The sequence below is a fragment of the Halotia branconii CENA392 genome, from assembly GCF_029953635.1.
GTDB lineage: Bacteria > Cyanobacteriota > Cyanobacteriia > Cyanobacteriales > Nostocaceae > Halotia > Halotia branconii.
In genome coordinates this window covers 474,367-489,502 of the sequence record NZ_CP124543.1, presented here as the reverse complement: position 1 = coordinate 489,502, position 15,136 = coordinate 474,367, and the positions used below count along the sequence as shown (strand labels likewise).

General features: G+C 40.8%; 13 protein-coding genes and 1 CRISPR repeat array. Of the genes, 6 read left to right on the top strand and 7 right to left on the bottom strand.

All coding sequences use genetic code 11. From position 1 onward, the window contains the following. Positions 1–159 precede the first annotated feature (159 nt). Complete coding sequence (locus QI031_RS02205; RefSeq protein ID WP_281483600.1) at positions 160–918, top strand: YebC/PmpR family DNA-binding transcriptional regulator; 759 nt, start codon at positions 160–162, stop codon at positions 916–918. On the opposite strand, the gene QI031_RS02200 is transcribed toward QI031_RS02205, so the two are convergent. Both QI031_RS02200 and QI031_RS02195 read right to left on the bottom strand, forming a co-directional pair. Then, positions 915–1,133, bottom strand: a complete 219-nt coding sequence (locus QI031_RS02200; RefSeq protein ID WP_281483599.1) for a hypothetical protein — start codon at positions 1,131–1,133, stop codon at positions 915–917. The two genes, QI031_RS02205 and QI031_RS02200, sit on opposite strands and share 4 nt — an antisense overlap. A gap of 48 nt (positions 1,134–1,181) precedes the next feature. Continuing rightward, a complete protein-coding gene (locus tag QI031_RS02195; RefSeq protein ID WP_281483598.1) occupies positions 1,182–2,054 on the bottom strand; it encodes an Rpn family recombination-promoting nuclease/putative transposase in 873 nt (290 codons plus the stop codon). 168 nt (positions 2,055–2,222) lie between these two features. Between QI031_RS02195 and QI031_RS02190 the strand changes: the two genes are divergently transcribed. Both QI031_RS02190 and QI031_RS02185 read left to right on the top strand, forming a co-directional pair. After that, positions 2,223–3,485, top strand: a complete 1,263-nt coding sequence (locus QI031_RS02190; RefSeq protein WP_281485910.1) for an FAD-dependent hydroxylase — start codon at positions 2,223–2,225, stop codon at positions 3,483–3,485. 194 nt (positions 3,486–3,679) lie between these two features. Next, complete coding sequence (locus QI031_RS02185; protein ID WP_281483597.1) at positions 3,680–6,667, top strand: GAF domain-containing protein; 2,988 nt, start codon at positions 3,680–3,682, stop codon at positions 6,665–6,667. 423 nt (positions 6,668–7,090) lie between these two features. On the opposite strand, the gene QI031_RS02180 is transcribed toward QI031_RS02185, so the two are convergent. Further along, complete coding sequence (locus tag QI031_RS02180; RefSeq protein WP_281483596.1) at positions 7,091–7,246, bottom strand: hypothetical protein; 156 nt, start codon at positions 7,244–7,246, stop codon at positions 7,091–7,093. After that, on the bottom strand, positions 7,246–7,644 hold the full coding sequence (locus QI031_RS02175; protein ID WP_281483595.1) for a response regulator: 399 nt from the start codon (positions 7,642–7,644) through the stop codon (positions 7,246–7,248). Before QI031_RS02175 ends, QI031_RS02180 begins: the two co-directional genes overlap by 1 nt. 132 nt (positions 7,645–7,776) lie before the next feature. Here QI031_RS02175 and QI031_RS02170 point away from each other — a divergent pair, with 132 nt between their 5' ends. Then, complete coding sequence (locus QI031_RS02170) at positions 7,777–9,057, top strand: DNA cytosine methyltransferase (protein ID WP_281483594.1); 1,281 nt, start codon at positions 7,777–7,779, stop codon at positions 9,055–9,057. Positions 9,058–9,309: 252 nt separating this feature from the next. Further along, positions 9,310–10,329: a methionyl-tRNA formyltransferase gene (fmt, locus tag QI031_RS02165; protein ID WP_281483593.1), complete on the top strand. Its 1,020-nt coding sequence runs from the start codon at positions 9,310–9,312 to the stop codon at positions 10,327–10,329. Positions 10,330–10,378: 49 nt separating this feature from the next. Here fmt and QI031_RS02160 read toward each other — a convergent pair whose 3' ends face one another. The 3 genes from QI031_RS02160 to QI031_RS02150 all read right to left on the bottom strand — a co-directional run bounded on the left by QI031_RS02160 (position 10,379) and on the right by QI031_RS02150 (position 12,563). Then, on the bottom strand, positions 10,379–10,735 hold the full coding sequence (locus QI031_RS02160; RefSeq protein ID WP_281483592.1) for a DUF6464 family protein: 357 nt from the start codon (positions 10,733–10,735) through the stop codon (positions 10,379–10,381). A gap of 139 nt (positions 10,736–10,874) precedes the next feature. After that, positions 10,875–11,774 carry an ATP adenylyltransferase family protein gene (locus QI031_RS02155; RefSeq protein ID WP_281483591.1) on the bottom strand — a complete coding sequence of 300 codons (900 nt, stop codon included), beginning with the start codon at positions 11,772–11,774 and terminating at the stop codon, positions 10,875–10,877. Between the two features lie 63 nt (positions 11,775–11,837). Then, positions 11,838–12,563, bottom strand: a complete 726-nt coding sequence (locus tag QI031_RS02150; RefSeq protein WP_281483590.1) for a Uma2 family endonuclease — start codon at positions 12,561–12,563, stop codon at positions 11,838–11,840. Positions 12,564–12,617: 54 nt separating this feature from the next. Then, a CRISPR array of direct repeats spans positions 12,618–13,463; the repeat unit is 37 nt; unit sequence GTTTCAATCCCGTTGCCGGGTTTCATTTAATTGAAAG. A gap of 388 nt (positions 13,464–13,851) precedes the next feature. On the opposite strand from QI031_RS02150, the gene QI031_RS02145 reads away from it, so the two are divergent. After that, positions 13,852–15,077 (top strand): ISAzo13 family transposase gene (locus tag QI031_RS02145; RefSeq protein ID WP_425526025.1). Its coding sequence is split into 2 segments (ribosomal slippage): positions 13,852–14,335 and positions 14,335–15,077, totalling 1,227 coding nucleotides; the frame shifts between segments, so codons are not numbered across the junction. Positions 15,078–15,136 lie beyond the last annotated feature (59 nt).

Below are 15,136 nucleotides of genomic sequence, written 5' to 3'. Positions count from 1 at the left end.
AGGCAGAGACTTGACTAAGGATGAAGATAGAAAATTCAAAAACTCGATACTTTACATTTAATATTTTATCACTTGATAATTTTCCCCAATTTGCCTTTGCATCTTGGTAGAAGCTGTGTATATCTTAATCTTGAAATATAGCGTTGATAATTTTAGGTTATGGCAGGACATAGTAAATGGGCAAATATTAAACGCCAGAAAGCGGTGGTAGATGCAAAAAAGGGTAAAACCTTTACTCAGCTTTCCAGGGCAATTATTGTTGCTGTTAGAAGTGGTGTACCAGATCCATCAGGAAATTTTCAACTGCGTACAGCCATTGATAAAGCTAAGGCAGCAGGTATTCCCAATGATAATATCGAACGAGCGATCGCTAAAGGTGCAGGTACTTTTGGCAGCGATCATGATAATTTTGAAGCTATTCGCTACGAAGGTTACGGCCCAGGTGGTGTAGCCATTTTGATTGAAGCATTGAGCGATAATCGCAATCGCACAGCTGCTGATTTACGGGTAGCTTTTAGTAAAAATGGTGGTAATTTGGGTGAAACAGGTTGCGTTAGCTGGATGTTTGAGCAAAAAGGTGTGTGTATTGTCGAGGGAGTGATTGACGAAGATAAACTTTTAGAAGCATCACTCGAAGGCAATGCCGATTTTTATGAGATGACTGAAGATGATATGGCTGAGGTGTTTACAGAAGTCACAAATTTAGAAATCCTCAACCAAACTTTAAAAGATCAAGGCTTTCAAGTGACTGATGCCGAATTGCGTTGGATTCCCAGTAATCATATTGAGGTGACTGATCCTGAACAAGCGCGATCACTCCTCAAGTTAATTGATACACTAGAAGCTTTGGATGATGTACAAAATGTCACATCTAACTTTGAAATGGCAGAACAATTATTAACTGTGAGTATTACTTAGGAATCTGAAGATGATTTTGCTGCGGCTTTTCGCACTACCTCAATGTCTAATTCCAAAGCCTCAGCAATTTGCTCTAGACTCAACCCCAATTTTAAAACCCTAGGCACTACTTCGAGTTTACCTTCTTCTTTGGCTTCTTGTTTAGCCTCTAATTTACCTTCTTCTTTGGCTTCTTGATAAACTCTTGTGTGTCTAATAGCGTCTAACAACGACATAGTCTCCACCTCCTTGCGGCTGATTTGAAGAAATTTATACATCATTCTTTAAGAAGACAGTTTTGTGGTAGCTTGTCGTACTAGATCAATTTCTAATTCTAGAGCCTCAGCAATTTGCTCCAGACTCAGCCCTAACTTTAACAAGCGAGGAACCGCTTCGATCTTGCCTTCGATCTTACCTTCGATTTTCCCTTCAATCTTACCTTCGATCTTGCCTTCGATTTTCCCTTCAATCTTGCCTTCGATCTTGCCTTCAATCTTGCCTTCTTCTTTAGCTTCTTGATAAACTCTGGTATTTCTAATGGCATCCAACCCTAACATAGCTTCTACCTCTTCGCGGCTCAGTTTGGGAAATTTGTAAATTACTACCGTTTCAATAAATTCTATAATTTCTTGCTGAGTACGCGCATCTGTCAACTGCTGTTTAGCTTGCTCAATTAGCTGTCTAGCTTTGATGACTGTGCTACTTTTGCGTTCCACAACTAGCTGCACAATACCAACACCTATTGAAGTATCTGCTTTTTCTCCTGACTCATTTAAATATACACGTTGTACTAAAGGACTGTTTAGTAAAAAATCATACGGTCTAGTCTCTTCAGGTTCCAAACTCCGCCTGGGAAAGATTACAACTGCACGCCAGTCGTTGATGCTTTGGTATTGATGCAAATACAAAAATATTTCTGCAAAGACACGCTGATAGAAAATCTTGTCTTTCTGAAATTGTACTTCCAGAAAATAGATTGGTTGATTAGGGTTATTAGATTTTGGTAAAAACACCCCATCAAGACGAAATGCTTGTTGTTTCAGTTCGATGGAAGTGAATTGATAGCTATTAGCATCAGTTCCAGGTTGATCGATTAATTCAAAAAATATGCTGGGGGAGGCTTGAAAAAGCCTATAAAAAAGGGTACCTGTTTTCACAATTTCCTGAAATCACATTTCCCTTATGGAACTTAAGGCAGATTTTAGTGCAAAAAGTGACATAATACGTAAAAAAGCTTTGCTCTCGCTCATTTTCAACTTGATTTTACTTGCTCAGAACTAGGCGATCGCGTCACAATAGTAATTAAGATTGCTTAATTTGTCTTAATAATGGCGACGCAGCTAACTCAAACACTTCCCCCTCAGCAATTCTCCCCAGACATCCGGGGATACGACTATGATTTGGTAATTGTAGGCGGTGGAATTACTGGTTTAACCCTAGCCTCTGCCTTAAAAGATTCTGACTTGAATGTACTGCTAATTGAGGCCAGAGTAACATCAGCGGCAGTAGCTAAAGGCCAAGCCTACGCAGTACACATGCTTTCGGCGTTGATTTACCAAGGCATTGGTGTTTGGGACAAAATACTACCTCAAATTGCTAAATATCGCCAAGTTCGTCTGTCTGATGCCGATTATCCCAATGTGGTGGAATTTAAAACCAATGATATTGGTACGCCAGAATTAGGTTATGTAGCAGAACATCAAGCACTATTACAACCATTGCAAGAGTTTGTGCAAAATTGTCCTAATGTGACTTATCTGTGTCCAGCAGAAGTGGTAAATATCAAATATCAGCAAGACATAGTAGTAATAGATATCAAAATTGCCGACCAAATACAGACAGTACGTAGTAAATTACTAGTAGCCGCCGATGGAGCGCGATCGCCGATTCGTCAAGGGGCTGGCATCAAAACCTCAGGCTGGAAATATTGGCAGTCTTGCATTGTCGCCTTTGTGAAACCAGAAAAACCTCATAATGATACTGCCTACGAAAGATTTTGGAATAGTGGGCCGTTTGCAATTTTACCTTTGCCAGGTAACCGTTGCCGGATTGTATGGACAGCCCCTCATGAAGAAGCCAAAGCCTTGTGTGCTTTAGATGATCAGCAATTTTTAACAGAACTTAGCCGCCGCTATGGTAATCAAATGGGCAAATTGGAATTACTAGGTGATCGCTTTATTTTTCCAGTACAACTGATGCAAAGCGATCGCTATGTTCTGCCAAGATTAGCATTAATTGGTGATGCAGCTCACAATTGCCATCCTGTGGGCGGACAAGGTTTAAATTTGGGTATTCGAGATGCGGCTGCTTTAGCGCAAGTAATCCAAACTGCACACAAAGCTGGTCAAGATATTGGCAATGTTAAGATACTGAAGCGCTATGAACGTTGGCGGCAGTGGGAAAACTTAACAATTTTAGGATTCACAGATTTATTAGATCGGATGTTTTCTAACAATTTCTTACCTTTAGTAGTAGTTCGTCGTATGGGTTTATGGGTAATGCAGCGAGTGCCTATGTTGAAAGTGTTTACGCTCAAATTAATGATTGGTTTAAAAGGGCGAACTCCAGAATTAGCAAAACATTTGTGATATTGGGCATGGGGCATGGGGCATTGGGCATAAGGCATAGACAGTTATCAGTTTTCACTGTTGACTGTTTACTGTCCTCTGCTCCCCTGCGTTCCCAGTTATTTATACTTTTGTAGGTGGAATTTTTACCACCTGTTTGCAAAATATACTAGTCAATTTAGCTGTGCCAATTCAATCTTGGCAAGGTTTTATCGATGACTCAACCTTCTTTTGATAAATCTAATGGTAATATCGCTAACAAAGGTTCTGTTGAAAACCCAGACAAAACCGTGATTGGTAATTCTCAGACTAGTATTAATGAACGGGTGACAAATCCCAAAAGTTACTTAAGTCCTTCAAAGTCTATTTTGCATCAGCAACAAAGGCAGCAAAAGTGGAGCCTGAAGTCAAAAGTAACTGCCTGGGCGATCGCTTTGACTATGTTCCCAGTAGTAGCAGTTGGTACAGGTAGCTACTTTAGCAGTCAATCTATTACTCGGCAGATTACTTCAGAACAACAAACAAGTACCGCAGTTGCAGAAGCATTAGAAAAACACAAATCATTTTTATTACTGGAAGCTGGGGCGATCGCTTTAGTAGCAGGAGCGATCGCCGCTTTTGTAGCCAATCGGGCTACGCGTCCAGTTTTGTCTGCTGCCAAGATTTCTACCGCTTTAGTCAATAGGTTACGTCTAGAGCAAGTAACGACGCGATCTCGTGTTGCTGGCAAAGATGAATTAGCCGCTTTAAAGGCCAACATTAGCCTCCTGCAACAGCAATTACCAGAGTTACTCTGGAAACAAGAGTCTGAAGCCGAACGCTCTCAGGTATTAATGAAGATTACTCGTCGTATTCAAGAAGCACTTTCGGAAGAAGATGTCCTGAAAACGACTGTTGCAGAAGTTCGCAAAGCTTTGAGAATAGACCGTGTAGTTATTTTTCGCTTTGACTCTAGTGGCAGTGGCACGTTTGTTGAAGAAGCTGTAGCACCTAGTTTGCCAAAAACTTTATGGGCGACTGTTTCAGATCCCTGTTTTACAGAAAGATATATCGAACAATACCGCCAAGGTCGCGTTTTAGCGATCGATGATATTTATCAAGCCAACCTTAACGATTGCCATATTGGTTTATTAGAACGATTTGCAGTCAAAGCAAATTTAATTGCACCGATCATTAAAGATAACCAGTTATTTAGCTTATTGATTGGGCATCAGTGTTCTGCACCCCGCTTTTGGCAACAACCTGAGATTGATTTGTTCGCCCAAATTGCCACGCAAGTAGGATTTGCCCTCGACCATGCCAGACTGGTAGAACAAATGGATACTAGGGCTGATAAAGCTCAATTAATCATAGATCTTACCCGTCAGATTCGGCGATCGCTTAACGAAGAAGATGTCCTCAAAATCACCGTTGATGAAATTCGCAAAACCCTAAGTGCTGACAGGGTAATGATTTATAGCTTTGATCGTAATTGGTATGGCACTGTAATTGCCGAAGCAGTACTTCCTGGTTTTCCTAAGGCATTACGAGCCAACATCAAAGATCCTTGTTTTGCCGAAGGCTACGTGGAACAATACCAAGCAGGTCGAGTTCAAGCTGTCAACAATATTTTTGCAGCGGGACTGAGTGCTTGTCATCTGAGTCAACTCGAACCTTTTGCAGTCAAGGCGAATTTGGTTGCACCCATTCTCAAAGATGACCAATTATTTGGCTTATTGATTGCTCATCAGTGTGCTGCACCGAGAGAGTGGCAGCAGTTTGAAATTGATTTGCTGGCTCAGTTAGCTATGCAAGTAGGATTTGCTCTCGACCATGCCAGATTGCTCCAGCGCATTGATACTGAAGGAACACGCACTCATTTACTAGGAGATATTACCCGCCAAATTAGGCGATCGCTCAACGAAGCAGATGTGCTAAAAACTACCGTTGAGGAAATTCGTAAAGCTCTGAGTACTGACAGAGTCATGGTTTATAGCTTTGATGATCATTGGTACGGTACTGTAATTGCCGAAGCAGTGCTTCCCGGTTTTCCTAAAGCATTACGAGCCAATATCAAAGACCCTTGTTTCGCCGAAGGCTACGTGGAACAATACCAAGCAGGTCGAGTTCAAGCTGTCAACAATATTTATGAAGCGGGGTTGAGTGCTTGTCACATTAGTCAACTCGAACCTTTTGCAGTCAAGGCGAATTTAGTTGCACCCATTCTCAAAGACGAAAAATTATTTGGCTTATTAATTGCCCATCAGTGTGCTACACCTAGGGAGTGGCAGCAATCTGAGATTGATTTGGTGGTTCAGTTAGCGATGCAGGTAGGATTTGCTCTCGACCATGCTAGGCTCCTAGAGCAAGTAGAACAGGCATATACATCTGTGGAATCTGCCTTCCACCAACAGCATCAAAATAATGCAGCATTTCAACATCAAGTGTCAAAACTGCTCAGAGATAGTGAAGCTGTTGTGGAAACTCTATCTTCTGTAACACTTACCCAGATGAAGTCTGTAACATCTGCCTACAATCAAATTCAAGAATTGGCTAATTTAACTGGGCAAATGCTGCTTCGTATTCAACAAACAGACAACCAAGAGCAGCAGTTTAGTATTTTAACACAAGATGGGCAAGAAAGCATATATCAAATTGCAGATTATATTTCTGCAATTCAAGTCATAGTTATGGAAGTTGCCGCCAAAGTTAAGTGTTTGGAACAGCCTGCCCATAATCTTGACCAAGAAGTGACTGTAATCGGTCAGACTGTGGCACAAATCAAGTTTCATGCCATGAAAATCGCCCTGGAAGCTACTCGTACTGGCGAAGCAAGTCAAGAATTTGCAGCGGAAAAAATTCTGGCTTTGGGGCAACAATTGGATAGTGATATTACCAAAATTAAATCTTTGGTTGGAGAAATTCACACCACAGATCACGAAGTTACGGCGTTAGTGCAGACTGGACAAGAACAGGCGATCGCAGGGATTCAAACAGCAAAAGCAGCTCAAGAAAAACTCAATCAAATTACCGCTATTAGCACCCAAGTTAACGCACTGATTGAGGAACTTACCCAAACAGCTGCCAACCAAGACATCATTTCAACTGCCGCTAACCAATCTATTTTAGAAGTTGCAACTATTGCTAATCAGACATCAGAAAAAACTGTAGAGGTGGTTCAGTCACTAGCTAAATTGACAGCAATTGTCCAAGAAGACAAGTAGTTTTACAAGTAAACTAATGGTCTTTTCCAAAAGTTTTGATATTTGAATTAGGTTTTAAATTTCTCTTCTTTAACTCTTAACTTTGCGCTCTTAGCGTACTTTGTGGTTCGTTCTTCTAACCCTCAAAATTAATGCGATAGACCATTAGTACAGTTCGGCAAAAATAAACCACACATTCCAAATCAATGAAAAGCTTATGCTGTGTTCATTTTTAATTTTTAATTTTTAATTCCGCCTTGCTGTACTAGTACTCTGGCAAGTCAACTTTGCTGGGTTAATGGGAAAAAGTCCAGTTCTTTTCTCCCCCTGCTTCCTCTGCTTCCCCTGCTTCACGGCAGTTGCTCCTGGGGGGAACCCCCAAGACCGCACTGCCTCCCCTGCTTGCCTCCACCCGTCATTTTTGGGTTGACAAACCACTAGACACTATAGACTTATTCGTAGTGAATTTATGATCACTGTGACATTGGCTGCTGTTGCTACTGCGATCGCTACTACACTTTGGACTAAAGCCCAAGAGAAAATTGGCGAAAATATTGGTTTAAGCACTACCTCAAATCGTTTCAACAGTGAAGTTATCATTACTGAGATAAAGGCGTTTCCCAACTCCAACCCAAGACCTCAGCTATTTGTTTAGCTAATTCTAAGGGATTGAACGGTTTAGCGATCGCTGAAATCATGCCCATTTGATTATAGCGGCGACGGTCAGCAGACTGAATTTTCGCCGTGAGCAAAATTACTGGAATTTCTTGGGTAACTGAATTTGCTTGTAACTTTTCAAAGGTAGTGATGCCATCCATATCTGGCATCATCACATCTAATAAAATCACATCTGGTTGCCAAGCTACGGCTTGAGCAATGCCCTCTTGACCAGAACTTGCTGTTAGTACTTCCCAACCTGCGACAGTTTCTAAGCAAATCTTGGCAACTTCTTGAATATATTGCTCGTTATCAACCACTAGAACCCGCTTTGTTGTCATTACCTCTATCCTTTCGCCGATTGTGAGTAATTCGCCGAAGTATTTCTATTAATGACATAAAGTCTGCGGTATAACTACGCTTAGAGCGAGTCCGCAAACGTCATTATCAATTACGAATTATGTTGAGGTGTCATGGCTCATGATTTGAGAAAACAACGACCGATCGCAGTTGATTTGTTCGCCGGTGCTGGCGGCATGACCCTTGGCTTTGAACAAGCTGGTTTTGATGTGTTGGCATCTGTGGAAATAGACCCGATTCACTGTGCTATACATGAGTTTAATTTTCCTTTTTGGTCTGTGTTGTGTCAAAGTGTTGTGGATACTACAGCCCAAGAAATTAGACAGCGTTCTGAAATTGGCGATCGCGAGATCGATGCAGTCATTTGTGGCTCTCCATGTCAAGGCTTTTCACTCATGGGTAAACGAGCTTTTGATGACCCGCGAAACTCTTTAGTATTTCATTTTCATCGATTAGTTTTAGAACTACAACCGAAGTTTTTTATAATGGAAAATGTTCGGGGAATTACAGTCGGTGAACACAAAAAAATTCTGCAAGCTTTGATTGGCGATTTTAAAATTCATGGCTATCAAATAGCAGAAAATTATCATATTCTCAATGCTGCTCATTATGGAGTGCCACAATCCCGCGAGAGATTATTTCTCATTGGGGCCAGGAAAGATGTAGAGTTACCGCCATATCCCCAGCCAATTACTAAACAAGCATTGCCGAATAATTTTACAAATCAAAATTTATCGATGCTTCCCAATAGCCCCACAGTCTGGGAAGCAATTGGAGATATACCAGAAGTAGAAAATTACTCAGAGTTATTAAATAGAGATTGGATAATAGTAGAGTATGGCAAACCGAGTAATTATGCTTTACTACTTCGCGGCATTAATACTTTAGTAGATGATTATGCATATCAGCGTCACTTTGATCCCCGAATCCTTTCTTCGAGTCTGAGAACAAAACACTCACTCACAACTATTCAACGTTTCGCTGCGACGATTCCGGGAGAGAGAGAGCCGATTAGTCGTTTTCATAAACTACATCCGGCTGGTGTTTGCAACACTTTAAGAGCAGGAACAGACAAATATAGAGGTTCTTTTACCTCTCCTCGACCGATTCATCCATTCACACCCCGCTGCATTACAGTCAGGGAAGCTGCAAGATTACATTCTTACCCGGACTGGTTTAGATTTCATGTGACTAAATGGCATGGATTCCGCCAAATCGGTAACTCTGTACCACCGCTATTAGCAAAAGCTGTAGCAGCAGAAATTATTCGTAAGTTGCAGGTATTGCCTCATAAGCCTCATTTTCGTCAGCAGCTAGGAGATGAAAAGCTATTACAACTTAATATGTCGCAAGCAGCACAATATTACCAAGAAAAGGTAAAGGCAAAGAATTAAAAACTCTTCCTTCTGTAGACCAATGTATACTATCTTTGTAGACCAATTATAGAAATGGTGAGTCTACTCGGCGGTGTCAGTTTCTGTCCCGTCGAAGTAGCGAACCCGAAGGGTCGGCATGGGGCATCGGCACAACCTTAAATGGACGAGGAGCGACTATAAGACTACTTCAGTAGCAAGTTGCAGTGAGTCGTCAAGAATCACCGCATTTTAAGGGCGGTGAGTATGTCAATGATTATTGATTCAAAACTAATGAAACTAGTTTTTTTTGGTACTCCTCAATTTGCCATACCCACTTTAGAAAAGTTACTCAATCAACCAAAATTTGAAGTTTTGGCAGTTGTCACTCAACCAGATAAACGTCGGGAACGAGGAAATAAACTTACTCCTTCACCAGTAAAAAACGTTGCCTTAGCTCATAATATACCAGTGTGGCAACCTCAGCGAGTGAAGAAAGATATAGAGACTTTAAGCAAACTCCAAGAATTAGATGCAGATGTGTTTGTGGTTGTTGCTTATGGACAGATTTTATCGCCACAAATTTTAGCTATGCCGAAGTTGGGTTGTATTAATGTACATGGCTCAATTTTACCCAAATATCGAGGTGCAGCTCCAATTCAATGGTGTCTGTATAACGGTGAGAAGGAAACAGGCATTACTACAATGTTAATGGATGCGGGTATGGATACTGGGGCAATGTTACTGAAAGCCACTACACCTATTGGATTATTAGATAATGCCCAAGATTTAGCCGAGAAGCTATCTGCAATTGGTGGAGATTTATTGCTAGAAACCCTCTTAAAGTTAGAAAATCAAGAAATTGCAGCGATTCCTCAAGATAATTCACAAGCGACTTACGCACCTTTAATTCAAAAGCAAAATTACGGCTTAGATTGGTCGAAAAGTGCTATTGAATTACACAATCAAATTCGAGGCTTTTATCCCAACTGTACTACTAGCTTTCGGAACCAACTGCTGAAGATTACGGCTACCATTCCCCTTGGTTCTGCCTACGATCGCCTGCTACCCACAGATTTACAAAGCATACTTCAAAAACTGCCTGATTTATCAAATCTATCGGGTAATCCAGGAGAAGTAGTAAGCGTCGCCAAGGGAATTGGAGCAATTACTCAAACTGGCGAGGGTTTATTGCTGTTGCAAGAAGTTCAGCCAGCTGGTAAGCGTCCCCAATCGGGATGGGATTTTGTTAATGGTACTCGCTTAGCTGTAGGAGAAGTGTTTACAGAGGAGGGGCTAGAGGCTAGGGGTTAGGGGCTAGGGGCTAAAGTGGTGTGTTTTGTCCATAAAAAAACACTATATTTTAGTTAATGCTTTCGTAGAAATGGCAACATTCACAAGGCCCATCTGGTTTGACTGCACAGCGAATGATTTCAGAATGAGCGTTATAACGACAAGTGGCATCACCTACTACCCAACGTCCTGCTACTAAACTTTTCTCTGCTGGTCTTTGAGCAGACTGTACATAAAGGGCTATATTGTTCAAGCGGTAACGTCCTGATTTAAGTTGGTATCTGTGGCGGCGTTCTAAAACCGCGTAAGTTTTGCCTTCAAAATCGAGATAATTTCCAGGTTGGGGTTTCCAATCGAGTTGGATTTTGCCGAGTGATTGACGCGGATGTGTCAAAATCAACTCAGTTGGTAAAGAGTCTGGCTCCATAAGCTGATGTTATGTGATTTACATTATCAAAATGGTATCGCAGTAGCCTACTCTAGCTTACCGAACTTAGATTATAATTAGTGATTCGCTACATTTGCGATAAATTTGTATGTAGCGAATCACTAATTATAATCTCTAGTTAAATAGATACACCGACATTCTTTAGAATATTCATTGGGCCTTGGTTTTTGAGAAGTTGCATTTCTTGTTCGTTTCGTACTAGTAATGCACCCGCAAATCCTAATGAGTTGATCGAAATAGACTGAAAATGCTCCTGCGATCGCGGTATTATAAGCATCCATTCTCGTGTAGCTAAGAAATTGTAAGCACCAGACTGTTTATTGCCATCAACTGCATCTAAACCTACAGCACGTAGTAAGGTGCGATAACACTCTAACAAAGCTAACGGAGACTGTACCAAATCAGAGTCTAGTGGTGCAAAAGCATGTGTAAAAGGAAGTTCTGGTATAGTTGCAATAGAATCCTGCAACTTAGCTGATGCCAATAGCGGTTCAATAGGTATCTGCCAACCGCAAGGTGCAAGTGGTAAAGGTACAAGTTGTAAATGCTTGTGTCGCTGACTAGCACCTGCAATTTTGCCACCGTTGTAGAATGCTAAACCATCAAAATCAGCTAGACATGCCCATAAAGCGGCAAAATCTTCTAGGGTGAGTAAGCTTTCCTGTTCCTCAAAAGCACGGGTGATGATTAGTAGATGGTAATCAACAACGTTAAATTTATTTAAAATACATACGTGAGTTTCGGAAATATCCGCAACAAACAAATCCTCTTCATAGGGAAGGAAGGGGTTAAATTCCTTTCCAGAGTTAGTAGTTTGTTTATCTTGTTTTTCCTTAGCTGCTTTTTTGCGGTTGAGATTAGATAAAATCCGCACTAAAAATAGCACGCCATCCTGTTCTACAAATTCAAACTCCGTCGGTATTGACAGTAGCGCCCCACACTGTAAAGCATGTGCAGTTTGTTCTTTGACACTTGTCCATAAAGTGCTAGGTTTCAACAATATTTTTCCTTCAGGCATGGTGAAATATCTTATCAGTATGGAGAAACTTTATCCTACTATTTAGAAGAATTTCTCAGAAAGTTAATCTAAATCAGGTTCAACACCAAGCGCTTTCAACTGTGCAATCAATCTTTGTGTTCGTTGTCTTTCTTGTTCTAGGGAAGTTGATACCCAGTTGCCTTTGCTATCATACCAACGTAACCAAGGCTGTTCTACATCTCGATAGCATCCTTGCCATACACCCAAGCCTAATTTTATTTCGGGCATCCAGAAACGTGGTTCAGGCAAAGCTACCTCTGCATAGCGACCCCCATCCAGCTTAAACATTTTGAATTCATATTTATAGCGATCAAATACGGCGTAATAAGGAACGCGCAGGATCTGTTCATATACTTCCCATTTGCCTGGAGGTTGTTCAATATCCCGCAATGTCTGACCCAAGTCTTCCTTTTCAGTACCGGGAGAAAGTAACTCAACCACAATAAAAGGATGAACTGCTTCTTGCCAAACTACATAGCTTAAGCGTAAATCTCTTTGTTCATAGAGACGAGAAACACCTAAGACTGCAAACCAATCTGGCCGCTTCTGCCACAGAGGATGACGCGCGTCATAATAAAGATTCAGATCACTAGCAACAAATATTTGGTCGCTAGGATAATTTGGCGGACAGAAGGTTTCGTCTAAGAGACGAGATTGCAACAAATGAAACTGATCCGGCAAACCAGGTTCCTCAGCATCTTCACTGGGAAGATCATACATGGTAGGTAATACATCTTTTGGGGAAAGTGGCGGATCGGTTTGATACATCGTGAAGCAGTCCTGACAATAAGGCTCTTTGTTCTATGATATGAAACTTAGCCTGTTTCAATCCCGTTGCCGGGTTTCATTTAATTGAAAGTGCTCGGACATAGTGGAACCTTCCCGGCTTTGACTCGTTTCAATCCCGTTGCCGGGTTTCATTTAATTGAAAGTTGCGCTGCTATAAAAGCTTTCAACCCTGAATCGTTGTGTTTCAATCCCGTTGCCGGGTTTCATTTAATTGAAAGTTCCTTCGTTCGCTGGAACAGGAGGCATAAAGGTTTGTTTCAATCCCGTTGCCGGGTTTCATTTAATTGAAAGTATCACTATTTGTTCGTGATTTTAGGTAATCTGCGATCGGTTTCAATCCCGTTGCCGGGTTTCATTTAATTGAAAGGAGTAAGAAGTAATGAGTAATGAGTAATGAGTTAGAAATTCTTGTTTCAATCCCGTTGCCGGGTTTCATTTAATTGAAAGTCAAATAAATGCGCCAGGGGCGGATAGAACTTTTTAGTTTCAATCCCGTTGCCGGGTTTCATTTAATTGAAAGTCAACCCATGTTATTGGGAAAATAGCGATACTTATGTTTCAATCCCGTTGCCGGGTTTCATTTAATTGAAAGTCGGTTTCTTGAGCTAAATCACGGAGACCTTGCTTGATGTTTCAATCCCGTTGCCGGGTTTCATTTAATTGAAAGTCGGTGCTGCGTCAGGATGGATTGCCTGGTGGTTCGTTTCAATCCCGTTGCCGGGTTTCATTTAATTGAAAGCTTTGATGATATTGAACATCAACTAAGATCGATGTTTCAATCCCGTTGCCGGGTTTCATTTAATTGAAAGAGTGATGTTTACGATCGCAAAGGCCAGCCCAAAGTTTCAATCCCGTTGCCGGGTTTCATTTAATTGAAAGCCCGCCAGCCACAACCTAGACACAAAGGATATTCCAAGAGCAATTTTGGCAGGACTGTTTTAAAAGTCCATTTCAGCCGTTGCTAAAGGCGAACCAAAAAATACTCAAAACGCTGAAACTATTCAATTATCAAGGTTCTGCCGATTTGGCGGGAGGTGGGGGGTTTTCGCCCGTGCTTTCCCCTGCCAAAAATTTTGGCTTGGTGATGATTATAAGATTATTTTCTCAAATTTATACCATTTAAGGGACTTCCAAGGAATAAAATGACCAATTATAATAATGATAATCATTCTAAGGGGGGAAGGAGAAGCAGCCGCAGGCTGCTTCTCCTTCCCCCCTATTCGTAGTAAATTCAATTTGGAGGGAATTTTGTGGGTGGACAGGAGTGTTGCTCGAATTAACTGATTCAGTCAAAAAAGTATTCAAGGAAACAGCAAACCAACTCAAAGGTGCAGCAAGGCGGCGTTTTCAAGCACAAATTGTCATGGAATTAGGTTACGGAGGACAATTACTGGCTCAAAAAGAATTGGGCTGGGATAGAAATACTATTCGTAAAGGAATTAAAGAACTAACCAGTGGGATTAGTTGTATAGATAATTATTCAGCTAGGGGTAGATGGAAAGTAGAAGAGCATTTACCAAACCTGTTAGAAGATATCAAAAAATTAGTTGATTTCCAAAGCCAAACAGATCCAAGTTTTAAAAGCCAAAGGCTGTATACACGCCTAACTGCTAGTCAGGTCAGAAAGCTATTAATTGATAAATTTGGTTATACGGATGAACAGTTACCTACTGAAGAAACAATGAGAGTTAAATTGAATGATTTAGGTTATAGACTCAAGCGAGTAGCAAAAGTTTTACCTCAAAAAAAATTCCAGAAACAGACGCAATCTTTGAACAATTAGCAATAGTTAATCAATCCGCCCTGGATGATCCAAGTATCTTACGTCTCAGTCTGGATGCCAAAGCCCGTGTAGATATTGGCTACTTTGACAGAGGAGGTAAAAACCGAGTTGTCACAGAAACAGAAGACCATAATTTTCATCCAAAAACTACCGTAACTCCTTACGGCATCTTCCTTCCAGAATTAGACGAACTATTTTTATACTTTACAGAGTCTAATGTAACGAGTGATTTTATTGTAGACGTTCTAGAAGATTTTTGGAAGAGTGAGAGTTGGCGATTTTCCTCAATAAAAACCCTGATTATTAACCAGGATAATGGGACAGATAATAATTCTAGACGTACCCAGTTTATGAAACGTATCGTTGAGTTTGTTCATGAATATCAACTGAATATACGTTTAGCCTACTATCCACCCTATCACAGCAAATATAATCCCATCGAGCGAGTATGGGGGATATTAGAAAATTCTTGGAATGGCAGTATTTTAGATGAAGTTGCAACCGCTTTAAAATTTGCTCAAAACATGACGTGGAAAGGTAAGAATCCTGTGGTTAAGTTAGTGACTCAAACTTATGAAACTGGGGTTACTCTTACTAAGGAGGCTATGTCTGCTGTTGAAAAACAAATAGAAAGACTCACTAACTCGGAACATGAAAAATTTCCCGATTTAGGCAAATGGTTTGTTGATATTTGTTGTGGCAGCACTTAATTTTCACTCTTCAGTTTTTAAATCTAAAAACATGAATATTAATTATGATATTGCACTGA